This is a genomic window from Halorubrum trapanicum (assembly GCF_002355655.1).
Lineage (GTDB): Archaea > Halobacteriota > Halobacteria > Halobacteriales > Haloferacaceae > Halorubrum > Halorubrum trapanicum_A.
Genome location: NZ_AP017569.1, coordinates 181,093 through 204,722 on the forward strand (window position 1 = coordinate 181,093; position 23,630 = coordinate 204,722).

20 protein-coding genes and 1 tRNA gene are annotated in these 23,630 nt (G+C 69.0%); 16 read left to right on the forward strand and 5 right to left on the reverse strand.

Features of this window, described 5'->3' with window-relative positions; all coding sequences use genetic code 11:
• Positions 1–124: 124 nt before the first annotated feature.
• The 4 genes from gyrB (at position 125) to CPZ01_RS00890 (ending at position 7,181) form a co-directional block, all read left to right on the forward strand.
• Complete coding sequence (gene gyrB, locus CPZ01_RS00875; protein WP_096392986.1) at positions 125–2,041, forward strand: DNA topoisomerase (ATP-hydrolyzing) subunit B; 1,917 nt, start codon at positions 125–127, stop codon at positions 2,039–2,041.
• Positions 2,038–4,554, forward strand: coding sequence for a DNA gyrase subunit A (gyrA, locus tag CPZ01_RS00880; RefSeq protein WP_096392987.1), 2,517 nt, complete (start codon positions 2,038–2,040; stop codon positions 4,552–4,554). The genes gyrB and gyrA overlap by 4 nt, the downstream gene beginning before the upstream one ends.
• Positions 4,555–4,640: 86 nt before the next feature.
• Entirely contained in the window at positions 4,641–5,024 is a 384-nt protein-coding gene (locus tag CPZ01_RS00885) for a hypothetical protein (protein ID WP_096392988.1), read from the forward strand.
• A 48-nt stretch (positions 5,025–5,072) separates the two neighbouring features.
• The gene (locus CPZ01_RS00890) at positions 5,073–7,181 is read left to right on the forward strand and encodes an AMP-binding protein (RefSeq protein WP_096392989.1); all 2,109 of its coding nucleotides are present in this window, start codon (positions 5,073–5,075) and stop codon (positions 7,179–7,181) included.
• Positions 7,182–7,214: 33 nt separating this feature from the next.
• On the opposite strand, the gene CPZ01_RS00895 is transcribed toward CPZ01_RS00890, so the two are convergent.
• Positions 7,215–7,685, reverse strand: coding sequence for a redoxin domain-containing protein (locus CPZ01_RS00895; RefSeq protein WP_096396069.1), 471 nt, complete (start codon positions 7,683–7,685; stop codon positions 7,215–7,217).
• 99 nt (positions 7,686–7,784) lie between these two features.
• Here CPZ01_RS00895 and CPZ01_RS00900 point away from each other — a divergent pair, with 99 nt between their 5' ends.
• Together CPZ01_RS00900 and CPZ01_RS00905 are read left to right on the forward strand one after the other, a co-directional pair.
• A complete protein-coding gene (locus CPZ01_RS00900; protein WP_004595696.1) occupies positions 7,785–8,060 on the forward strand; it encodes a Sec-independent protein translocase subunit TatA/TatB in 276 nt (91 codons plus the stop codon).
• A 53-nt stretch (positions 8,061–8,113) separates the two neighbouring features.
• Positions 8,114–8,186, forward strand: a tRNA-Arg gene (locus CPZ01_RS00905).
• Between the two features lie 238 nt (positions 8,187–8,424).
• Here CPZ01_RS00905 and CPZ01_RS00910 read toward each other — a convergent pair.
• Entirely contained in the window at positions 8,425–9,123 is a 699-nt protein-coding gene (locus CPZ01_RS00910; RefSeq protein ID WP_096392990.1) for a DUF1405 domain-containing protein, read from the reverse strand.
• Positions 9,124–9,230: 107 nt separating this feature from the next.
• Here CPZ01_RS00910 and CPZ01_RS00915 point away from each other — a divergent pair, with 107 nt between their 5' ends.
• From CPZ01_RS00915 to CPZ01_RS00945, 7 genes are read left to right on the forward strand one after another with little or no spacing between them, the layout of a single operon-like run.
• Positions 9,231–13,154 (forward strand): ATPase, T2SS/T4P/T4SS family, encoded by a 3,924-nt coding sequence (locus CPZ01_RS00915; RefSeq protein ID WP_096392991.1) that lies wholly within the window; start codon positions 9,231–9,233, stop codon positions 13,152–13,154.
• 25 nt (positions 13,155–13,179) lie between these two features.
• Positions 13,180–15,207 (forward strand): type II secretion system F family protein, encoded by a 2,028-nt coding sequence (locus tag CPZ01_RS00920; RefSeq protein ID WP_096392992.1) that lies wholly within the window; start codon positions 13,180–13,182, stop codon positions 15,205–15,207.
• Positions 15,197–15,736 carry a DUF7287 family protein gene (locus CPZ01_RS00925; RefSeq protein WP_096392993.1) on the forward strand — a complete coding sequence of 180 codons (540 nt, stop codon included), beginning with the start codon at positions 15,197–15,199 and terminating at the stop codon, positions 15,734–15,736. The genes CPZ01_RS00920 and CPZ01_RS00925 overlap by 11 nt, the downstream gene beginning before the upstream one ends.
• 1 nt (position 15,737) lies before the next feature.
• Positions 15,738–16,349 (forward strand): DUF7288 family protein, encoded by a 612-nt coding sequence (locus tag CPZ01_RS00930; RefSeq protein WP_096392994.1) that lies wholly within the window; start codon positions 15,738–15,740, stop codon positions 16,347–16,349.
• The gene (locus tag CPZ01_RS00935) at positions 16,337–17,380 is read left to right on the forward strand and encodes a DUF7261 family protein (RefSeq protein ID WP_231899194.1); all 1,044 of its coding nucleotides are present in this window, start codon (positions 16,337–16,339) and stop codon (positions 17,378–17,380) included. The genes CPZ01_RS00930 and CPZ01_RS00935 overlap by 13 nt, the downstream gene beginning before the upstream one ends.
• Positions 17,373–17,864 (forward strand): DUF7266 family protein, encoded by a 492-nt coding sequence (locus tag CPZ01_RS00940; RefSeq protein ID WP_096392995.1) that lies wholly within the window; start codon positions 17,373–17,375, stop codon positions 17,862–17,864. The genes CPZ01_RS00935 and CPZ01_RS00940 overlap by 8 nt, the downstream gene beginning before the upstream one ends.
• On the forward strand, positions 17,861–18,661 hold the full coding sequence (locus CPZ01_RS00945; RefSeq protein WP_231899195.1) for a DUF7289 family protein: 801 nt from the start codon (positions 17,861–17,863) through the stop codon (positions 18,659–18,661). Before CPZ01_RS00940 ends, CPZ01_RS00945 begins: the two co-directional genes overlap by 4 nt.
• Positions 18,662–18,697: 36 nt before the next feature.
• On the opposite strand, the gene CPZ01_RS00950 is transcribed toward CPZ01_RS00945, so the two are convergent.
• Positions 18,698–20,512, reverse strand: a complete 1,815-nt coding sequence (locus CPZ01_RS00950) for a DUF7289 family protein (protein ID WP_096392996.1) — start codon at positions 20,510–20,512, stop codon at positions 18,698–18,700.
• A 155-nt stretch (positions 20,513–20,667) separates the two neighbouring features.
• On the opposite strand from CPZ01_RS00950, the gene CPZ01_RS00955 reads away from it, so the two are divergent.
• From CPZ01_RS00955 to CPZ01_RS00965, 3 genes are all read left to right on the forward strand, one after another.
• Positions 20,668–21,522, forward strand: coding sequence for an alanyl-tRNA editing protein (locus CPZ01_RS00955; RefSeq protein ID WP_096392997.1), 855 nt, complete (start codon positions 20,668–20,670; stop codon positions 21,520–21,522).
• A gap of 82 nt (positions 21,523–21,604) precedes the next feature.
• Positions 21,605–21,925: a transcription factor S gene (locus CPZ01_RS00960; RefSeq protein ID WP_096392998.1), complete on the forward strand. Its 321-nt coding sequence runs from the start codon at positions 21,605–21,607 to the stop codon at positions 21,923–21,925.
• Positions 21,926–22,041: 116 nt separating this feature from the next.
• Positions 22,042–22,584 carry a hypothetical protein gene (locus CPZ01_RS00965; RefSeq protein WP_096392999.1) on the forward strand — a complete coding sequence of 181 codons (543 nt, stop codon included), beginning with the start codon at positions 22,042–22,044 and terminating at the stop codon, positions 22,582–22,584.
• 4 nt (positions 22,585–22,588) lie between these two features.
• On the opposite strand, the gene CPZ01_RS00970 is transcribed toward CPZ01_RS00965, so the two are convergent.
• Together CPZ01_RS00970 and CPZ01_RS00975 are read right to left on the reverse strand one after the other, a co-directional pair.
• Positions 22,589–23,182, reverse strand: coding sequence for a DUF7332 family protein (locus CPZ01_RS00970; protein WP_096393000.1), 594 nt, complete (start codon positions 23,180–23,182; stop codon positions 22,589–22,591).
• 47 nt (positions 23,183–23,229) lie between these two features.
• The gene (locus CPZ01_RS00975) at positions 23,230–23,610 is read right to left on the reverse strand and encodes a methylglyoxal synthase (RefSeq protein WP_096393001.1); all 381 of its coding nucleotides are present in this window, start codon (positions 23,608–23,610) and stop codon (positions 23,230–23,232) included.
• Positions 23,611–23,630 lie beyond the last annotated feature (20 nt).

Consider the following 23,630-nt stretch of genomic DNA (forward strand, 5'->3'; position numbering starts at 1 on the left):
GACGAGGCCCGGCGGCGCGTCGGCTCGGATCGCCGCCGCGTCCGGCGACTGCGGCGACTGCGCTCACGCCCGCGCGCGTGCGCCGGCTTTATAACCCGACGGCGATTAGCGACGGTAAGTTCCTATGTCAGAGCAGAGCGAATACGGAGCCGGCCAAATACAGGTCCTCGAAGGCCTACAGGCCGTCCGTAAGCGACCGGCGATGTACATCGGGTCCACGGACGGTCGGGGGCTCCACCATCTCGTCTACGAGGTCGTCGACAACTCCATCGACGAGGCGCTCGCGGGCCACTGCGAGGAGATCGAGGTGCGGATCCACGACGACGGCTCCGTCTCCGTCAGCGACGACGGGCGGGGAATTCCGGTCGACACCCACGAGGAGTACGACAGGCCGGCGCTGGAGGTCATCATGACCGTCCTCCACGCCGGCGGGAAGTTCGACTCCAAGTCGTACCAGGTCTCCGGCGGCCTCCACGGCGTCGGCGTCAGCGTCGTGAACGCGCTCTCCCAGCGGTTAGCGGTCGAGGTCAAGCGCGACGGCGGCGTCTTCCGCCACCGGTTCGCGGGGGGCGAGCCCGCCGAGGACGGCTTCGAGCGCGTCCGCGACATGGACGACGGCGAGTCGACCGGGACGCGCATCCGCTTCTGGCCCGACGAGGAGATATTCGAGACGACCGAGTTCCAGACGTCGACGCTCGCGAACCGGCTGCGCGAGCTCGCGTTCCTCAACTCCGGCGTCGAGATCCGGCTCGTCGACGACCGCGACGACACCGAGGAGACGTTCAAGTACGACGGCGGGATCCGGGAGTTCGTCGAGTACCTCAACGAGACGCGCTCGCCGATCCACGAGGAGGTCATCTACTTCGAGGACGAGACCGACGGCGTCCACGTCGAGGTCGCGATGCAGGCGACCGAGGAGCTCCAGGGCTCCGTCCACGCGTTCGCCAACAACATCAACACCCGCGAGGGCGGCACCCACCTCACCGGCTTCAAGACCGCCCTCACCCGGACGGTCAACGACTACGCCAACGAGCACGGCCTCGTCGACGACCTCGACGCGAACCTCAAGGGCGAAGACGTCCGCGAGGGGCTCACGGCGGTCGTCTCGGTGAAACACCCCGACCCGCAGTTCGAGGGGCAGACGAAGACGAAGCTCGGCAACAGCGAGGTCCGCGGCGTCGTCGAGTCCGCGACCCACCAGAAGCTCGGCACCTTCTTCGAGGAGAACCCGGACACCGCGGAGAAGGTCGTCCACAAGGCCGCCGAGGCCGCCAGGGCGCGGAAGGCCGCGAAGAAGGCGGAGGAGCTCACCCGCCGGAAGTCGGCGTTGGAGTCGACTGCCTTACCCGGCAAGCTCGCGGACTGCCAGACGCGCGACCCCACCGAGGCCGAACTGTTCGTAGTCGAGGGCGACTCCGCGGGCGGCTCGGCAAAGCAGGGCCGCAACCGCGAGAACCAGGCGATCCTCCCGCTGAAGGGGAAGATCCTTAACGTCGAGAAACACCGCCTCGACCGCATCTTGGAGAACGACGAGATCCGCGCGCTGATCACCGCGATCGGCGCGGGGATCGGAGAAGAATTCGACATCGAAGATGTCAGATATAATAAAATAATTCTCATGACGGATGCAGATGTCGACGGAGCCCACATCAGAACGCTCCTTCTCACGCTCCTCTACCGCCACATGAAGCCCCTCCTGGAGGCCGGCTACGTGTACGCGGCCCAGCCGCCCCTCTACCGCGTTCGCTACCGTGGCGAGACGTACGACGCGATGACCGAGGAAGAGCGCGACCGGATCGTCGAGGAGGAGTGCGACGGCAACCCCACGCAGGTCCAGCGGTTCAAGGGCCTCGGCGAGATGAACCCCGACCAGCTGTGGGACACCACGATGGACCCGGAGAACCGCCGGCTCAAGCGGATCACCATCGACGACGCGGCCGCGGCGGACCGGATGTTCAACGTGCTGATGGGTGACGCGGTCGAGCCGCGCAAGCAGTTCATCAAGGAGCACGCGACCGAGGCGGAGTGGGTGGACATATGAGCTCGGAGAGTCCCGACCCGGACCACGCGGACGTCCGCGCCGCGCAGGTGACGAACGCGCGCATCGAGGACGAGATGGAGCAGTCGTACATCGACTACGCGATGTCCGTCATCGCGGGACGGGCGCTCCCGGACGTGCGCGACGGGCTCAAGCCCGTCCACCGGCGCATCCTCTTCGCGATGAACGAGGCGGGCGTGACGAGCAACTCCGCGCACCGCAAGTCCTCCTCCGTCGTCGGCGAGACGATGGGCGACTACCACCCGCACGGCGACAGCGCGATCTACGACACGCTCGCGCGGATGGCGCAGGACTTCTCGATGCGCTACCCGCTCGTCGACGGCCAGGGGAACTTCGGCTCCGTCGACGGCGACCCGCCGGCCGCGATGCGGTACACGGAGGCCCGGATGGCCCCCATCGCCGAGGAGCTCATGGCGGACATCGAGCGCGACACCGTCGACTTCTCGGCGAACTACGACGACCGCTTAGAGGAGCCGGAGGTGCTGCCCGCGGCGTTCCCGAACCTGCTCGTCAACGGCTCGTCAGGCATCGCCGTCGGGATGTCGACGAACATCCCGCCGCACAACCTCGGCGAGGTGATCGACGCCACCGTCGAGCTGATCGAGACCCCCGACGCGAGCGTCGAGGACCTGATGGAACACGTCAAGGGGCCGGACTTCCCGACCGGCGCGAACATCGTCGGGCGGAACGCGGTCCACAAGGCGTACAAGACGGGCCGCGGGCGGATCCGCGTCCGCGCGGAGTTCGAGGTCGACGAGGAGGAGGGCCGGATCGTCATCAGCGAGCTCCCCTTCCAGCAGAACAAGTCGCGGCTCGTCGAGCGCATCGCCGAGGACGTCAACGAGGGCGCGATCGAGGGGATCCGCGACCTGCGCGACGAGTCCGACCGCGACGGGATCCGGATCGTCGTCGAGCTCAAGCGCGACGCGATGGCCGAGGTCGTCAAGAACCAGCTGCTAGAGAGCCACCTCGAACGCACGTTCGGCGTCATCAACCTCGCCCTCGTCGACGGCTCGCCGCAGGTGTTGGACCTGAAGCAGACGCTCGAACACTACGTCGACCACCGCCGCGAGGTCGTGCGCCGTCGCTCCGAACACGAGCTCGCCGAGCGCGAGGACCGTGCGCACATCCTCGAAGGCCGCCTGAAGGCGCTCGACAACGTCGACAGCGTGGTCGAGACGATCCAGGACTCCGACGACCGCGACGCCGCGAAGGCCGCGCTGGAGTCGACGTTCGACTTCACCGAGGCGCAGGCGGCCCACATCGTCCGGATGCAGCTCGGCTCGCTCACCTCGATGGAGACGGCGGAGATCGAGGAGGAGTACGAGGAGGTGAACGCGCGGATCGAGCGGCTGGAGACCATCCTCTCTGACCCCGACGAGCTCGACCAGGTGATCGTCGACGAGCTTCGGGAGATCAAAGCCGAGTACGACGACGAGCGCCGCACGAGCTTCATCGAGGACGCGGGCGACGTGACCCACGAGGACCTGATCCCCGAGGAGGAACAGGTCGTCGTGATGAGCGAGGACGACTACATCAAGCGGATGCCGCTCGACGAGTTCCGCGCGCAGAACCGCGGCGGCAAGGGGATCATCGGCACCGGGCTCAAGGAGGGCGACCGCGTCTCCTCCGTGTTCGCGGCCAACTCCCACGACTACCTCCTCGTCTTCACGAACCGCGGGCAGATCTACGAGCTGAAGACCTACGAGATCCCGGAGATGTCCCGCACGGCCCGCGGGAAGTCCGCGGTCAACCTCCTCGACCTCGACGACGGCGAGGAGATCGAGTCGGTGGTCAACACGGAGGACCTCGACGACGACGAGTTCCTCACGATGGTCACTCGCGACGGCTACATCAAGCGGACCGCCGTCGACGAGTTCGGCAACATCCGGTCGACGGGGATCCGCGCGATCCGGCTGGAGGACGGCGACGAGCTCGTCGACGTGGAGGTGACCGACGGCGAGACCGACATCGTCATCGGCAGCCGGAACGGGATGGCGATCCGCTTCGACGAGTCGGACGCCCGCGCGATGGGTCGCACGGCCCGCGGCGTGATCGGCATCGACCTCCGCGAGGGAGACGCCGTCGCCGGCGTCGCCGCAATCGACGACGAGTACCACAACTGGGTGCTCACCGTCACCGAGAACGGGTACGGGAAGCGCTCCGACCTCGACGAGTACCGCCCGCAGTCGCGCAACGGCAAGGGGCTCGTCGACATCAAGACCGGCGACCGGAACGGCGAGGTCGTCGCCATCGAGGCGGTCACCTACGGCGACCACCTCGTCGCGATGAGCGGGGCCGGCCAGATCATGCGGACCCGCGTCGAGGAGATCTCGACGGTGAGCCGCAACACGAAGGGAGTCATCGTGATGAACCTCGAACCCGACGACGAGGTCGCCTCGGTCGACATCGTCCCCGAGTCGGTCCACGCCGCCGCGGACGGGGAAGAGGCGGACGACGACGGGACGGACGCCGACGAGACGGACGACGAATAGCGGACCGAGAACCGATTTTCGTTTTCGCGTTTTGCCGCCCTCGCGGCGTGTCCGGGCTTGAAGTCCCGCCGCGACGAGCGATCGCCATGGAACGACGCAGACTCCTCGCCGTGAGCACCGGCTCGCTCGCAGCCGCGGCCGCCGGCTGTCTCGGCCTCGGTGAGGCCGACCCCGGCCGACTCGACCTGACGGTCCGCAACGACGGCGACGCCCCCGTCGACGTGGAGGTGGTCGTCGAGGGAGACGACGGGACGACGTACGCGGAGGAGTCCGACCGCGTCGACGCCGGCGTCGCTCGGGCGTTCGAGGTCGCCGTGGGGGCGACGGGCCGACACGAGGTAACGGTGACCGGCGTCGACTGGGAGGGACGACTCGCGTGGGACGCGGACACCTGTCGGCTGTACGACGGGCGGGTCACGGTCGACGGCGAGACCGTCGAGGTCGCGGGCGAGTGCGCCGACCTGCGATAGATCCTTCAGGAAAATTACTTACTGTCGCCGCGAAAATCACCGGACGAGATGACCGAGTACGAGGGGATAGACGAGGTCGTACACGAACCGAGCGAGGCGTTCGCCGAGTCGACGAACGTCGCCGCGTTCATGCGGGAGTACGGGATCGACGACTACGAGGAACTGATCGAGCGCACCACATCGGCGGTCGACGGCGAGCCCGCGTCCGGCGTCGACTGGTTCTGGGACGAGATCGTCGACTACCTCGACATCGAGTTTTACACGGACTACGACGCGGTCCGGGACGGCGCGGAGCGACGCTCCGCGGGCAACCGGACGCAGTCCGGTGACGACTCCGACGGCCCGCAGTTCTCCGACTGGTATCCCGGCGGCGAGATCAACGTCTCGCACAACGTCGTCGACCGCCACGCCGCGGTCGACTCGCCGAACCGGAACCGCGTCGCGCTGATCTGGGAGGGCGAGCCCGGCGACGTCCGCGAGATCACCTTCCACGAGCTCCGCCGGCAGAGCGACCGCGTCGCGAACTACCTGACCGAGACGGGGATCGAGACGGGCGACACCGTCGGCCTGTACATGCCGATGGTGCCGGAGGTCGTCGCGATCCTCTACGGCTGCCTGAAGGTCGGCGCGATCGCGGTGCCGATCTTCTCCGGGTTCGGGCGCGAGGCGACCGCGACGCGGATCGACGACGCGGAGCCCTCGGTGCTTTTCACCGGCGACGGGTTCTACCGCCGGGGCGACGAGGTCCGCCTGAAGGCGACCGCGGACGACGCCATCGCTGACGCGGGGCACGTCGAGGAGGTGGTCGTCTACGATCGACTGGGGACGACGCCCGCGAGCGACGGTGAGGACGGAGCCGACGGGAGCGACGACGCCGACGGGAGCGACGACGCCGACGCAGACCCCGTCCCGTGGGACGGCGATCGCGACCGGACGTGGGACGAGGCGGTCGGCTCCCAGCCCGCGACGTACGAGACGAAGCACCTCCCGAGCGACCAGGAGTCGCTGCTGCTGTACTCCTCGGGCACCACCGGCGAGCCGAAGGGGATCGTCCACACCCACGCGGGCGTCCTCACGCAGTGCGCCAAGGAGATCCACTTCGGCTTCGACCAGAAGCCGGCGGACCGCTTCTTCTGGGTCTCCGACATCGGCTGGATGATGGGGCCGTGGACGCTGATCGGCAACCACGCGTTCGGCGGGACGGTGGTGATGTACGAGGGCGCGCCCGACCACCCCGAGCCGGACCGCTTCTGGGAGATGATCGAGCGACACGGGATCACGCAGTTCGGCATCTCGCCGACCGCGATCCGCGCGCTCCGCAAGCACGGGGATGAGTGGGTCGAGGGTCACGACCTCTCTTCGCTCAGAATCCTGGGTTCCACCGGCGAGCCGTGGGACCCCGAGTCGTGGCGCTGGTTCTACGACGCGGTCGGCGGGGGCGAGTGCCCGATAATCAACATCTCCGGCGGCACGGAGATCTGCGGCTGCTTCCTGATGCCGATGCCGAACCAGCCGCTGAAGCCCTGTACGCTCGGCGGCCCGGGGCTGGGGATGGACATCGACATCGTCGACGAGACCGGTGAGTCGGTGAAAGAGTCAGGCGAGCGCGGCTATCTCGTCGCGCGCGACTCCTGCCCGTCGATGACGAAGTCGCTGTGGTCGGGCGACGAACGCTACCTCGACGAGTACTGGTCGACGTGGGAGGATCTCTGGGACCACGGCGACTTCGCGCAGAAGGACGAGGACGGCTTCTGGTTCCTCCACGGCCGCGCCGACGACGCCCTGAACGTCGCGGGCCGGAAGGTCGGTCCGGCCGAGATCGAGGGCGTCCTCATCGACCACGACGCCGTCAACCAGGCGGCGGCGGTCGGCGTCCCCGACGACACCACCGGCACCGCGGTCGTCGCGTACGTCGTCCTCGAACCGGGCGTCGACCCGAGCGACGACCTCCGCGAGGAGCTGCGGGCGCTGGTCGGCGACGAGCACGGCAAGCCGTTCCGGCCGCGCGAGCTGCTGTTCGTCGACGCGTTCCCGAAGACGCAGTCGGGGAAGATCATCCGCCGCGCGATCGAGTCGGTGTACGTCGGCGAGGACCCGGGCGACCTCTCCTCGATGGAGAACCCGGAGGCGCTGGAGGCGCTTCGGGACCCGGCCTGAGCGGCGCGCCGCCCGGTCGAACCGACTCGCCCCTCAGGCGGCCGCGTCCGCCACCGCCTCGGCGAGCGCGTCGTAGTCCGGCTCTTTCCCGGCGCTCTCCGCGAGCCAGCGGTAGGTCACGGTCCCGTCCGCGTCGATCACGAAGACGGCGCGCTGTGCGACGGTTTCGACGCCGTAGTGTTCGAACGCCTCGATAACGTCGTACGCCTCGATGGCGCGGTGGTCTGGGTCGCCGACCAGCGCGAACGGGAGGTCGTACTGCGCGCGGTACGCGCCGAGCGCGTGCGGGAGGTCGGTACTCACCCCGAACAGCGTGCAGTCGTCGCGGTCGAACCCGTCCCGCAGCGCCTCCATCTCGTCGGTACAGGTGTTCGAGAAGGCGGCGGGGAAGAAGGCGAGCACGACCGGTTCGTCGCCGAGGTGGTCCGAGAGCGCGAACGGCTCGATGTCGCCGTCCACGAGCGATCCGGTGAAGTCGGAGGCGTCGTCGCCGACGTCTGGCATGCCGAACACGTCGTCGGCCGCGCGTATCACCGTTTCGGCGGCGGCGGTCCGATCGAGGCAAAAAGACTATAATCGACACAGGGTTACTGCGAGACAGAGATGGTAAGTGCGACACCACTAATCGGCGGCATTCCGGCGGGGCCGGAGCTCCTCATCATCCTGCTCGTGTTGGTCCTGCTGTTCGGGGCGAACAAGATCCCGAAGCTCGCTCGGTCGACCGGCCAGGCGATGGGAGAGTTCAAGAAAGGCCGCGAACAGGTCGAAGAGGAGCTGAAAGACATGCAGGACGGCGAGAAGGCGGACTCGACGCTCGACGACGAGGACGACGACCTCGACGAACTCGAGACCGAGACCGACAAGGAAACCAGCACGTAAGCCGGCCCCCTCCGCCGACCGATCCCCGCCGTTCCGTTTTCTCCACCCGTTCTGGGCGCGTGGCCTAGCGGACAGGGCGAGAGGTTCCTAACCTCTCGATCGCGGGTTCAAATCCCGCCGCGCCCGCTATCTGCGAACGAAGTGAGCAGTAGCGGCGCAAGCGGGATTTGAAGCAGGGAACGGAGCGAGCGAAGCGAGCGGAGTGACTGAGGTTCAAATCCCGTCGCGCCCGTTCCCTCGCTCCGCTCAGTCACGGGCGCGACTGGCTCCACGCTCACTCGCTCCGCTCGTTCGCGTGGATCCCGCCGCGCCCTTTTATGTAATTTAAATAGCGTTCGTCGGATTCGACATCTCCGAGCGCGCCTCAGTCCGGGTCTTCGCCCAACCGATCGAACGAGCGCGACGCGAGCGCGACCGACCCGACCGCGATCGCGAGCGTCGCGACCGCCAGTCCCGGCCCGGGCTCGTACAGCAGCGGCGGATGGAAGCCGAACACGTAGTCGACGACGACGTTCGCGACGCCGAGCGCGAGCGCCGCCGCGAGCGCGCCGCGCGTCGTCCGCCCGAAGGCGGGGAACAGCAGCGCGAGCCCCACGAACAGCAGGTGCGTGCCGATCACCCCCCAGTAGTAGATCCAGGCGTCGGGCGCGGCGACGTACTCGCCGAACGCGAGGTTGAGCGAGACCACCGGCCAGACGCCGAACTGGACCAGCCAGACGAACGCGAGCGTATGGAGGTACGCCAGCGGCCGCGACGCGGGGGCGTCCGCGGTGACGTCGCCGCCGCGCCGCACGGTCGCGACCAAGGTCGCGAGGACGGCACCGCCGAGCGCGACGGCGACCGCCGAGTCCGCGTACAGCGGCCAGAGGAGAATCGGTACCTCGCCCGCGGTCGGCGCGTAGTACCCGATCCCCACCGCGAGCATGAACGCCGTGAACGCGCAGACGACGGCGAGGCTCCGCGGGGTCCCGAGCAGTTCCTCGGCGATCGCCGCCCTCACCCGCCGCCTGACCGCCTGTCGGCGGAGCCGTCGAAGCCGTCGGAGTCGCTCGGCGCGTGACACGGGTGGCGATCGGTGCGCGGGGGCCTAAAATCCGCCCGTCGCCGACGATTATCAATCGCGGTGTTTTGCGAGACACCTTTTTCAACGGATGCGCCGTTCCCTCGACCATGGCCAACGAGGACGCCGAGCGGTCCGCCCCCCGATCCGACCCCGAGGGCGATCGATCGGCGTCCAGCGCGGCGGAGTCCGTGGCGACCGACCCGGACGCGCCGGACTCGGACGCGGCGGAAGCGGACGCGGCGGACTCGGACGCGGCGACGGCGGACGGGGCGGAAACGGAGTCGGGAAATCGAGACGAGACAGACGACCCGGCCGACGGGGCATCCGACCTCTCGGAGGCCGCCGAGCGGGACGGAACGAGCGACGGCGCGCCGGTCGTCACCGATCGGTATTCCTGGCGGTCGCTGCTCGCGGAGCACGGCCACGAGGACGCCGCGGAGCGCGTGTACGCCGACGTGCCGGACGCGCCGGCCGTCCCGGCGGACGCCGTCGCGCTCCACCTTCCGAACGGCGCGGGCGAGATCGTTCGCGCCCCGGGCGTCGACGAGCCCTTCGAGGCGGACGGCGAGACCGAGGTGCCCGGCCACGGCACCCCCGATCGGGGGACGCTCGTGGTCGGCACCGACGCCGTCGTCCTCGACGGGGCCGCCGTCGTGCCGACCGGCGAACGGGTAGCGGCGCCGGCGGCGCCCGACCGCGTCGAGAACGACGATGTTGGTGACGACGCTGCTCCCGAGGCCGACGCCGAGCTGGGATCGGCCGCGGAGTCCGCCGGAGACGCGGACGAAACGGAAACAGAAGTACGGGAAGCGGTCGATACGAGCGACGAAACGGCTGCGAACGGGGAGACGGACGCGACCGAGCTAGACGCGCGTGGCGACGAGGGAGACGACGAGCGGAGCGACCACGACGAGGCCGAACGCCTCGACAGCGCCCCCGAGACCGTCTTCGACGTCCCGGTCGGCCGCGGCGGCGTCGCCGGCGTCGTCGTCGCGTCCGGCGGTAGCGTCGAGTCGGTCCCGTCGCGCGCGCCGACCCCGGAGGAGTGGGACCGAGTCGACTTCGATCCGGGGGCGCTCCTCGGGTTCGACCCGAGCGAGACCGACTACCGGTTCCGCGCGGCCGCCGCGGTCGGGGACGTCCTCTGGGACCTGTGCGCGGCCCGGTACGACCCCTACTCGGTCCCCGTGTTGAAGGGGTACTACACGTGGGACGACTACCGCGAGGAGTTCTTCCTCGACGAGGAGGGGAACCCGCCGACCGAGGAGAACGAGGAGGGGGAGGCGGTGCCGCTCGAGTTCACCCACGAGGACAAGACCGAGGCGCTCGGCTTCGATCCGGACCGGACCGAGGAGCTGCTCGGGGCGGGCGGGGGCGCCGCGGCCGACCTCGCCGACCTCGTCGAGGAGCGGACCGTGGACGTCAACCCCGAGGTCGACGAGGACGCGTTCTTCTCGACCGACGAGGGCCACACCACGCTGACGAACCGGTACGACCTGGAGAAGGCGGTGCCGATGCCGAAGAAGACGCACTTCCAAGAAGAGGAGCGCTACTGGGTGAACAAGCCGTACGCGTTCGTGATCGTCTTCCGGTCGCGGAAGGAGAACGAGGCGAAGTACTACGCCGTCCAGCCGTACCGGACGGAGATCGAGACGGACCTCACGGAGTTCCTCACCGGCAAGCTCCGGACCTCGATCAAGTACGCCGACGAGTCGATCGCGGGCGGCGACGAGTCGTTCCGCGAGGAGGTGATAGTCGAGGAGACGCGCACGCTGCTCGACCGCTACGGGCTCTACGAGGACGAGGGCGAGGAACGCGGCATCGCGGACACGCTGGTCGACCGGTTCGGCATCGACCCGACCGAGGGAATCGCCGGGCGGATCGCGGAGTCGCTGGGCTACGAGCCCCCGACCGAGGAGCCGGCCGACCCGCCGAAGATCAGCGCTCGGCCCGAGCCCGCGCTTCTTGCCGAGGACTCCCGGACGCTCTCCGCCCATCAGGTCGAAAAGCTGCTGTACTACCTGAAGCGGGACTTCGTCGGCTACGAGCGGATCGACCCGATCAAGTACGACATCAACGTCGAGGACATCTCCTGTGACGGGTACGACTCCCCGGTCTTCGTCTACCACTCCGAGTACGAGCAGATCATCACCAACGTCTACCACGGCACCGACGAGCTCGACGACTTCGTCGTGAAGCTCGCGCAGCGCTCGGGGAAGGGCATTTCGAAGCGCCGGCCGCAGGTGGACGCCACCCTCCCGGACGGCTCGCGGGCCCAGCTCACGCTCGGCCGTGAGGTGTCCGACCACGGGACCAACTACACGATCCGGCAGTTCAACGACGTCCCCTTCACCCCGATCGACCTCATCAACTGGAAGACGTTCTCGCTCGACGAGATGGCCTTTTTGTGGCTCTCGATCGAGAACCACAAGAGCCTGATCTTCGCGGGCGGCACCGCGTCCGGGAAGACGACGAGCCTGAACGCCGTCTCCCTCTTCATCCCCTCGAACGCGAAGATCGTCTCCATCGAGGACACCCGCGAGGTGGAGCTCCCCCAGCGCAACTGGATCGCCTCCGTCACGCGCCCCTCCTTCTCCGACGACGACAAGGGCGACATCGACGAGTTCGACTTACTGGAGGCCGCGCTCCGTCAGCGCCCCGACTACATCGTGATGGGCGAGATCCGCGGCGAGGAGGGTCGGACCGCCTTCCAGGTGATGTCCACCGGACACACCACCTACACCACGTTCCACGCGGACTCCGTCGGCGAGGTGCTCAAGCGGTTCACCACCGATCCGATCAACGTCTCGAAGACGATGTTCACGGCGCTGGACCTCGTCTCGATCCAGACCTCCACTCGGGTTCAGGGGAAGAAGGTCCGGCGGAACAAGTCGATCACCGAGATCAACCACTACGACGCCGAGAACGACGAGATCAACGTTCAGGACGTGTTCCAGTGGCAGGCGGAGACGGACGAGTTCCTCCAGATGGGCGACTCGAACACCCTCGAAGACATCATGTTCGACCGCGGCTGGAGCCGGGCGACCCTCGACGAGGAGCTGCGCAAGCGGCGGGTCGTGTTGGCGTACCTCATCGATCGCGGGCTCAACAGCTACGCACAGGTGGCGGCGACGTTCCAGGCGTTCATCAACGACCCGGAGACGGTCCTCGCGCTGATGGCCAACGAGGAGCTGGAGCGTTCGCTGGAGGACCTCCGCGAGATGGAGTCGGTGCTGATCAACGTCGACCGCGAGAAGGAGGCGCTCGTCCCCCGGCCGAAGCCGGACGCGGACGGCGAGACCGAGGCCGCGGAGATACTCGAGTCCGCCGAGGACCTGTTCGAGACGTACCGCGGCGAGGTGCCCGACTCGGTCGCCGACGCGCTCCTGGAGATGAACCACGCGGGCGACGTCGAAGCGACCCCGAGCGACCGCGAGGCGCTCGCCGAGACGGCCCGGGAGGCCGAGGCGGCCGACGACGATCCGGCCGGGCCGGAGCCGGCGACGAACGCGACGGACGCGGACGACGCGAGCGCGACGCCACCGGACGCCGAGGGGTCGGCCCCCTCGGGAACCCCGTCTCCGGACCCCGCGCACGGCGACTTCGAGGGCGTCTCCGAGGCGGCCGGCGACGGCTCCGGCGGCCCGAACCGGATCGACTTCGGAGAGCCCTTCGACGAGGGGGTCGACGTGCTATCGTCGCCCGCGGGCCCGCCCGAGCGGGGCGCGGACCCCGGCCCGGACGCGGACCTCGACGTGAGCGAGGGGTTCGGCGCCGCGGACTCTGTCGCGGGCGAGCCCTCGGCCGAAACCGACGACGGAGATCCGGATCAGGACGGCGGAGAGTTTGTACAGGGAGCTGACGAGAGCGACGGCACCGAGGGCGAAGGTGAGATTGACAACTCTGAGGACGAAGGTGAGATCGACAACTCTGAGGACGAAGGCGAGAGCGGCGACGGTTTCGACGAGGGATCGGCCGACGACATCGACGACTGGGGGTTCGACGCCGTCGAGCCCGCGGAGGACGGGTGACTATGCCCGTCGCGAGGGCAGCGCCGTGAGCCTCGACGTGGACGCGGGCGACGGCGGCGTCGACGCGAACGTCCTCGCGGAGCTGTGTTACCCGGCCTTCGAGCTGCTGTTCGACCCCGAGGGCGATTTCGTCGCGGACGTCGAGCGCAAGCTCTCGGAGGCGCGGATGCCCGACCAGGTCGAGATGTACGTCTCGCTGGCGCTGGCGGTCGGCCTGCTGGTCGGCGGGGCGCTGTGGGCGCTCGGCACGCTGGTCGGCTACGGGGTGTTCTCGCTCGGGCTGATCGACCCGTCGTCGCTCTCGCTCGGTATGCCGGCGCCGACGCCGGCGATCAAGGAGCTGCTCCGGTCGCTCGTCGTGCCGACGGCGGTGCTTCTCAGCGGCCTGATCTTCGGATCGATCGGGTTCGCGATCGGGTTCGGCGGCCTCGTCGCGGTCCCGTACTCGCGGGCCTCCTCCCGGAAGCGGGAGATCAACCTCCTGCTGGCCGACTCGGTGTCGTTCATGTACGCGCTCTCCGTCGGCGGGCTCAACCAGCTGGAGATCCTGCGCGCGATGGCGACCGCCGAGGACACCTACGGCGAGGTGTCCCGCGAGTTCCAGAGCATCGTCAACGAGACCGAGTACTTCGGCACCGACTACCGGAACGCGATCCGCCAGCAGTCGATGGAGACTCCCTCCGACGAGCTCTCGCAGTTCCTCGCCGACATGCTCTCCATCGTCAACTCCGGCGGCGACATGGAGAGCTTCCTGAAGGACAAAAAGGAGAAACACCTCCGCACGTCGAAACAGGAACGCGAGATGACGCTGGAAACGCTGGAGCTGTTCGGCGAGATGTACATGACGCTCTCGCTGTTTCCCCTGCTTCTCATCATCATCCTCGTCATCATGGGGATGATGGGCGAGGCCGACGACCGGCTGCTGTACGCGACCGTGTACGTCCTCATCCCCCTGGTCGGCGCCGGGTTCCTCGTGCTGGTCTCGACGGTGAAACAGGACGAGCCCGGCGACGGCTACCTCCAGCCGGACGGCGGCAGCGAACGGCTCCGACAGACGAGCCAGGAGGGGCTCTTCCACTTCGGGCTCGTGGAGGCGTTCGTGGGGACCTTCTCCGTCTTCGACCGCATCCGCGACCGCGAGGGGACCCACAAGACGATGGAAATCCTCTCCGCGCCGCATCTCTTCCTCCGCGAGAACCCGCTGTACACCCTCGCGTTGACCGTGCCCGCGGCGGTCGCGCTCGTCGTCGTCGCGGCCGCGGCCGGCTCGGCGCCGACGACGTTCGACGGCTGGGTCGCCCGCCCGGTGTGGTCGGCGTTCGTCTGGCTCTACGTCCCCGTCTACGTCGTCCTGATCCCCCTCGGGTTCTTTTACGAGTGGCACCAGCGCTCGCGCCGGGCGGTGACCGGGAAGCTCTCGGAGACGCTCCGGAAGCTCTCCTCCGCGAACGACACCGGACAGACGCTGTTGGAGTCCGTCCAGACCGTCTCGGAGACGTCGACCGGGAAGCTCGCCGAGGAGTTCGAGGTTATCCACGCGAAGGTGAACTACGGGATGAGCCTGCGGGACGCCCTCGTGGAGTTCAACAACTCGTACGCGGTGCCCCGGCTCGCGCGGACGGTGAAGCTTATCACCGAGGCGCAGGAGGCCTCCTCGCAGATCACGGACGTGCTGACGACGGCCGCGCAGGCCTCGGAGAACCAGGACGACATCGAGCGCGAGCGGAAGTCGCGGACCCGGATGCAGGTCGCGATCATCGTGATGACGTACGTCACGCTGCTCGGCGTGATGGCCATCCTCCAGACGCAGTTCATCGACGTGATGGGCGACCTCGTGAGCCAGAGCGACGGCGGCGGCGGGGCGGGCTTCGGCGGCGGGGGCGGCGTCGACCCCGACGTGCTCTCCATGCTGTTCTTCCACGCGGTGACGATCCAGGCGATCCTCTCGGGATTCATCAGCGGCTACATCCGCGACGCGGAACTGATCTCCGGCGTGAAGTTCGCCGTGATCCTGATGACGCTGGCGCTGGGGGTGTGGATCTATGTCGGGTGACCGCGCGCAGACGGTCCTCGACTTCGTCGTCGGGATGTCCGTGTTCCTCGTCGCGGTCGGCTTCACCTTCGCGTTCGTCCCGTCCCTGTTGGAGCCGTACGCCGTCGGCGAGGGGGCGACCGTCATCGTCGCCGAGCGCGGCGCGGCGCGGCTCGCGGAGTCGTCGCTCGCGGAGCCGTCGGTCGCCGGCGGCACGACCGCGACGCTGTCGCACGCGTGTACCCTCGCGTTCTTCGACGGGACGGACCCCGACGCGGCGGCGGACGAGTCGGACTGCGCCTGGACGGCGAACGCCGATGACCTCCACGCCGAGCTCGGCGTCGACGACCTCCGCGGGCTCAACCTCACGGTCACGCAGCACGGGGCGATAGAGACGCTGAACTCGACGGACGGCCCCGTCGCGATGCGCGCCGGGCCCGCGCCGCCCGGCGGAACGAGCGTCTCGTCGGCGAGTCGCATCGTCACCATCGACGACCCCGAGGACCCGCGGGGTCCCGAGACGTACCGACTCACGCTGCGGGTGTGGTGAGATGTTCGTCGAACATCTCCCCGACGACCGGGGGCAGGCGCACACGCTGGAGGCGTTCACGGCGGCGCTGCTCCTCGTGACTGGGCTCATCTTCGCCACGCAGGCGACGGCCGTCACGCCGCTCTCGGCGAGCACGTCGAACCAGCACGTCGAGAACCAGGCTGGGATCGCCGCGCAGGACCTGCTGTCGACGACCGACGCGAGCGGCGACCTCGAGGCGGCGCTGCTGTACTACGACAACGGCAGCTTCGTCGGCGCCGCCAACGGGGAGGGGTACGCGGGGATGCCGCCGGAGTCGCACCCGCTTCATGACCCGCTGACGGAGGCGTTCGGCGACCGCCAGATCGCGTTCGACATCGACGTCTACTACCCCGAGGACGGGGGCAACGAGACCGGCGACGTCTCGATGGTCGACATGGGCTCGCCGACGGACAACGCGGCGACGGCGAGCGTCCGCGTGGCGCTGTACGGCGACGACCGGTTCGGCGCCGACGACCAGCACGTCCTCTCGACGGACGGCCCCGGCAGGGGGTACTTCGCCGATCCGGCCGACGGCGACGGTGAGGTCCTGTACACGGTCGTGGAGGTGCGCATCACCGCATGGCAGATGTGAGCCTCCCTCGCCTCGGCGGCCGCGAGCGCGACCGCGACGATCGGGGCGATCGCGGACGTGAGCGCGACGGCGCCGACCGCGACGAGGACCGGGCGCAGATCATCCTCATCACGGGGCTGACGCTCGCGGTCCTCTTCGTCGCCGTCGTGCTCCTGTTGAACACCGTCATCTACACGGAGAACCTCGCGACCCGGGGCGCCGACGCGGGCGGCGCGGAGGCGATCGAATTCCGCGACGGCGCCGTCGACGATCTCGCCGGAATCCTACACCGCGAACACCGGAACGGCTCCGCGAACGTCACCGAGTCCTTCGGCGCGAGCGCGGAGACGTACGGTCGGACGGTCGGCGACCTTCGCGCGCGCGACGGGGTGATCGCGGCGGTGCGGCCGAACCTCTCGACCGTCGAGGAGGGGTACTTCATCGCGCAGAACGAGACCGACGACGGCCTCCGGAACATGACTGCGCCCGGCTCGAACGGCGCGGACTGGACCGTGGCCGGCAACGCGACCCGGACGCGGAACTACCGGCTGACGGTCGACCCCGATTCGCTGTCGGACTCGACGAGCGGCGCGTTCACCGTCGTGGCCGACGGGAGGACGGACGGGACCAACGAGACGTGGTCGGCGACGCTGACCCGGGAGACGGACGGCGACCTCACCGTGACGGTGGAGACCGCGAACGGGACGACGGCCGAGACGTTCGCGTCGCCCCCGGACGAGAACCACACCGTCGACTTCACCGCCGGCACCGTCAACGGCGAGCCGTTCGACGCGCTCGTCTGGGCCGAATGGGTCCAGACCGACGGCGACCCGTACGAGCCGTACGACGTCCGCTACGAGAACGGCGACCAGGCGCGGGGGACGTACCACCTCGTCGTCGACGACCGCGACGACGGCGCGAACCCGGGCCGCCCCTTGCGACCGTACGTCGACGAGGCGATATACAGCGTGGAAGTCGATCTCCTCCATCGGACGCCGGAGCTGACCTACCGCGACACGGTCCGGCTCGCGCCGGGTGAGCGCGATGCGTGACGGCCCGGGCGGGACCGACCGGGCGGTGTCCGTCACCGTCGGCTACGTGATGACGCTCGCGATCTCGACGCTGCTGCTCTCCGGGCTGTTCGTCGCGGGCGGGTCGTTCGTCGACACGCAACGCGAGCGCGCGGCGCAGGGAGAGCTCACCGTCGTCGGCGAGCGGATCGCGGCCGACCTCGGCACCGTCGACAGGCTCGTCGCGACCGCGGAGTCCCGAGAGAACCTCACGGTCGACCGACCGCTGACGCTCCCGGACAGGGTGTCGGGGACCGGCTACCGGATACGGATCGCCGCGAACGGCACTCGGGGAACGATCGCCTTGGAGAGCGACGGAACCGACGCGAAAGTCGAGGTCCCGTTCCGCACGAGCGAGGGCGTCGCGGTCCGAAACGCGACCGTCGACGGCGGGAACCTCGAGATCCGGTGGGACTCGGACGCCGGCCCCGGCGGAGACGGCCAACTGGTGGTGAGCGAGCCGTGAAGGGGGCCGATCGCAACGACAGTCCCCCGTGCGCCGACAGCGACGGCGGGTTCTTGTCCGCCGACCGCGGCGTCAGCGAGACCGTCGGGTTCGTGCTGGTGTTCGCGCTGATCACCTCCACCATCGCCGTGACGTTCACCGTCGGGCTCGGGGGGCTGGAGGACGCTCAGCTCGCGGAGCGCGACAACAACGTCGAGCGCGCGTTCGACGTCCTCCACGACAACTTCAACGACCTCAGCCGCGACGGCGTGCCCAGCCGGGCGACGGAGCTGCGGCTCGGCGGCGGCGAACTGGCGTTTGACGACGAGTCCGAGTTCCGGCTCAACGGGACGGGATTCGAGTCACAGGTCATCGAGGGGGGATCCCTCACGTACCGTGGTGCCGGCGACACCCGGATCGTCTACGAGAACGGCGCGGTGTTCCGGATGGACGGCGACAACGGCGTGATGATCAGAGAGCCCGACCTGCTGATCGGCGAGACGATCGTCTACTCGCTGTACGGACTCGACGGACCCGCAGAACCGGTGAGCGGCGATCGGACGGTTCTCGTCGTCAGTGAGCGCACAGACCGGGAGGTCGCGGCCGATGACCGGACGGCCGCCGACAACATCACACTCGAGATCAACTCTACACAGGCGACCGTTTGGGAGCGGTACTACGGCAACCTCGCCGACGAGTACGAGCAGATATCGGTGTCGACGGCCGGCCCATCGGACCTTACGGTGACGTTCGAGGCCGATCACTACGACCGGTTTATTGTCCACCGGACCGCCGCGCGGGTCGCGTTCTCGGACTGAGGTATGAGCGCCCGTGGTGTGAGGCGACTGCCGGGCTCAGTCGGACTCAACCACCACATTGTGTGTGGAGACGTGGAGGTGGCTCACGACGGGGACCGACCTGCCGTCGAACGGCTGATTGTCCCGCAGCGCCTCGTCGTAGTGAAGCTTCAATCGCGCCTCATTGAACTCGAACTCGTTCGCCGTGACCGACCCCGTGAACGTCATCGACCCATCGAGGGTCATCGCGCTCTCCGGCGCGTACAACACCCCTGTGAACCGGACGCGACCGTTGTTACCGTTGACGTCGATCGCGTCCTCGCCAGCGTAGAGCCAGAGGTTCTCCGTCCGGTCCCCGTCAGCCGAGACGTTCGCGCCGTCGTCGAGGGTAACGCGGCCGAGCGTGAACAGTTCGAACCGTGTATCCTCCGCGGTCGATATCGACGCCGTCCCGCTGTCCGTCCCGTCGCCTCGGACGGTGACCGGTCCCCTGACGTGGAGATTCACCGGGTTGCCGCCCTCCGCTTGGACCCTGCCCGTTTCGTCGACGAACATCCCCCCGTCCACCAGCACGTCAATCTCGTCGCTGCGGGCGTCGAACTCGATGGACCCGCCGTCCTCGACGTCGAGGTCGCCGTCGACCGTGAGCGTCGTTCCGCTCTCGACGATGAGCGTGTTCCCGCCGGAGACGACGAGGTCGCCGGTGAACTCTGTGTCTTCGTCCACCCGTTCTGTCCCGCCGTCGAACGCGAACGACCCCGTCTCACGCTCCGGTTCACGGTCACGCAACTCGTCGATCTGCTGTCTGATGGCCCCGGACACGGGATTCAACCCGGGAAAGTCGACGTTCGTCCGGGTCTCTCCGCTCACGTATACTTTCTTTTCGAACTGTCCGGGCGGGAAATCGTCTGCCCCCATAAGCAGATCGCCGCGGATCCGGATCTCCTCCAACCTGCCGATCCCGCCCTCCCCCCTCCCGAACCCACCGTTGGTCCGCACCACCGCGTTGTCGTCGGCGGTGTCGGGGCCGTACGGACGGGGATCGGAATCGGTACCTGAATCGTAGCTGTCAGCTTCGAGCCGCCTGATTCCGCCCGCGGCGATGCTCGAGCTCCCCACCGACGAGGCGCTCGTCGTGAGCGTCGGGTGAACGGTCTTCGTCCGGATCTCGACTTGTACCTCGTCCGAGGACAGCTGCGTGACGTTCGCTTCGGTCCTAGACTCGAAGAAGCGTCCCCACGCCTCAGCGTATTCGCTCTCGACGGTGATGGTGACATTTCCGCCCAAGAGGGGGTTCGAGATGTTTTCCGACGCGAACAGCTCCTCGGGGCGCCCGCCGCTCTCGCTGATTGTGACCGAGTCGGAGAGGTCCCCCTCGCCGGCGACCGTCACCAGCGGAAGTGTGAGGGTGTCGCCTCGGTAGTGAAACTCCGGCGGCGAGACCATCCGTGCGCCGTTCGCGTTCGCACGCCAGACGCCGCCGCCCTGATAGGCGATCACGTCGTCGCCACGCTCGTAAATGATCGCTCCGAGCGTGGTCTCGTTCGTGTAGGTCCCGTTCTCGGTCTCGACCTCGATCCGCATCGATCCCGCCCCCTCGTCGACGCGCAGGTCCGCGTTCCGCCCCGGGTCGAGTTGAAGACGCTGCGAGGGCGACCCGCCGTGCGCGACGAGGCTCGCCTTGGAGTCCACCTGCGTCATCGCCCCCTCGACGCGCTGGAGGTCGGCGGTCCGCTGGGCGTCGTCGAGCGCGGCGCCGCCGAGCGCGACCGTGATGCCGACGACGGCGACCGTCAGGCCCAGCAAAAGCACCGTGCCGAGCACCTCGCTCTGCGCGCGCTCGGCGGTCGCTCCGCGCCCTGCTCCGTTCATACGGGCCAGTAGGTCGACCCCGCTGATAAACGTGGACACCCGGCTATCAGTCGCGATACCCCCGAGGCCGGGAAGACCGCTCACCGCGGCGGTTCGGCACCGCTGCGGCTCCGAAGAGCAGGGGATATATCTCGACGGCGCCCCTCTCAGCGCCCGTGACCGAGCGACTCTACCTCGCGGACGACACGGTGACGGCGTTCGAGGCGACCGTCGAACGCGTCCTCTCGGACCCCGATCGCCTCGTCCTCGACCGGACCCACTTCTACCCGACCGGCGGCGGCCAGCCGCACGACACCGGAACGATCCGGGTCGCCGACGGAGGCGACGCGGCGACGGACCGATCCGACGGCGGCGGAACCGCTCGCTGGCGCGTCGTCGACGTCCAGATGCGGGACACGGTGTACCACGAGATCGAACCGCTCGGCGGGGAGAACGGCGAGAACGGCGAGAGCGACGGGGCGGCCGACGCGGCCGAGCCGCCTCCGCTCCCGGAGCCGGGCACCGACGTCGTCTGTGAGATCGACGCTGACCGCCGCGAGGCGCACTCGCGCTATCACACCGCGCAGCACCTACTGTCGGCGCTCCTGCTCGACGAGTTCGACGCGCGGACGACGGGCAACCAGCTGTACGCCGATCGCGCGCGCCTCGACGCCGAGTACGGCCGGTTCACGGACGACGACCTCGACCGGATCGAGGCCCGGCTCAACGAGCTCGTCGCCGACGGGCGACCGGTGTCGAGCTACACGATGGACCGCGAGACCGCGGAGGCGACGCTGGACACCGACCGGACGCGGATCGACCTCCTCCCCGACTCGATCGAGGAGCTCCGGATCGTCGAGATAGCGGGGCAGGACGCCGAGGACGAGCCGTACGACCGCACCGCCTGCGCCGGGACCCACGTCGCGAACACCGCCGACGTCGGCGAGGTCGTCGTCACCGGCCGAGAGACGAAGGGGCCAGACGAGGAGCGCGTCCGGTTCGCGCTCGCCGAGCACGTCGACGCGGACTGACGGGCGCGTCGGCGCCCCGAGCGCGCGTCCGCCCCTCGCCCGCGATCCCGCCGTTTAAATACGATCCGCGGTAGGTTCGGGCATGAAGTTCTGCGACGAGTGCGGATCCATGATGAAATCCGGCGAGGGCGAAGACCACTGGGTGTGCGACGCCTGCGGCTACGAGATCGGGCGCGAGGACGGCGACGACGAGTGGACGACCGAGTCGCAGGTCGAGTCGGAGATCGTCGACGTGAGCGACGCCGAGGACAAGGGGCTCCCGACGACGACGGCTCAGTGTCCCAACTGCGACAACGACCGGGCGTACTGGTACATGCAGCAGATCCGCGCGGCCGACGAGTCCGAGACCCGCTTTTTCGTCTGTACCGAGTGCGAACACAAGTGGCGCGAAGACGACCACTGACCGGGTCAGCGCGCGACCGACACCCTTCTCGGATCTTCTCCGTTGCCGCCCGGGCGTCCGGCTGACGCCACCCGAGCGCCCGTCCGTTTTATTCCCGTCCGGGGCGAGGCGGGACCATGGAGCCACCGGTCGTCCCCCGCGACCGCCTCGACGGCTGGACGCTCGTCGAGGCGGCGACGGAACGCCCGTTCGAGGCCGGCCCGGTCTCGATCACGGCGGGGACGGCCCGATACGAGCGCGAGACCGCCCCGCCGCGACCGTTCTTCTTCGCGAGCCGACTCCGGGTCTCCCCGGACGCCGGGCCGAACCCCGCCCTGACCCGACTCGTCGAGTCGCGGGCCCGCGAGGGGTTCCGCGACCGCCTCGCCGACCGGGACATCTCCGACCTCGCGCGGCGCGACGAGCGGCGCCTCGACGTCGACGACCCGGCCGCGTCGCGCGCGACGCTCACCGTGTTCCACGGCCGCTGCGCGGTCGACGGCGAACGGGTTCCCGTCGAAGCCCTGCTGGCGGTGTGGGAGGCCGGCGAGTACCTGCTCGCGGGCGGCGCCTATCCGATCGGCGACGGCTTCGAGGCGACGAGAGGGGACGTGCTGTCGCTGGTGCGCGGCGTTCGGCCGCCGGACGCCGAGGGCGGTGCCGTCGAGCGCTCGGAATAGCCGATCAGCAGTCGACCGCGCCGGCGCTCGACTCGATCGGCGACCCGTCGTCTTCGTAGTCGGCGTCGCCGACCGCGCCGGCGAACATCGGGAGCTGGAGTTCGTAGGTGTACAGCACGTCGAACGCCGCGAACGGGTCGATCCCGTCGGCGATCGCCTGCCGGGCGGTCAGCCTGACGCCCGCAGCGAGGACCACGATCGGTTCGCCGTCGAGTCGCCCGGCGGTCTCGACGCCGAACTCGTTGCCCGCGCCGGGGTCGGTCAGCACGGAGAGGTGGACCACCGCCTCCATCTTCGCGCCCCCCTCGCCGTCACCGATCGATATCGGGTACCCCGTTCCAGTGAAACACCGCGTGATCGGGGGGGCCTCGCCCCGGTCCGCGTCGACGTCGGGCCCGGCGGTCGCGGGACTCTCCGCGGGCCCGTCGACGGACGAGTGGACCGACGTTCCCGACGCGTGGGCCACCGCTCCCGACGCGTGGGGCGCCGCTCCCGACGCCGCGGCCTGGCCCGCGACCGCGCCGGCGCCGAGGCTCGCCGCGAGGAGCAGCAGCGCGAGCGCGAGGGCGCGGACGCGTGTCCGTTGCGGGCGCGTCATCGACCGTCCGTTCGTCGGCCCGGTTTAAATCACCGCGGTCGACGGTATCAGTCGAGAGAATCGCCGCCGAGAAGCCCCTCGACGAGCAGCTCCGCGGACGCGACGTTCGTCGCCAGCGGCACGTCCTTCACGTCACAGACCCGCAGTAGCGCCGAGATGTCGGGCTCGTGCGCCTGCGCGGTCAGGGGATCGCGGAGGAAGACGACGCCGTCGATCCGGTCGCTCGCGATCATCCCCCCGATCTGGAGGTCGCCGCCGTACGGCCCCGAGGCCTGTCGGTTCACGGCGAGTCCGGTCGCGTCCACGATGCGCTTGCCCGTCGTCCCGGTGGTGACCAGTTCGCACTCGTCGAGGACGGCCGTGTGCGACTCGACGAACGCGACCATCTCGTCTTTCAATTCGTCGTGAGCGATGAGCGCGATGCGCATACGTGGCGGTCGCTCCGGCG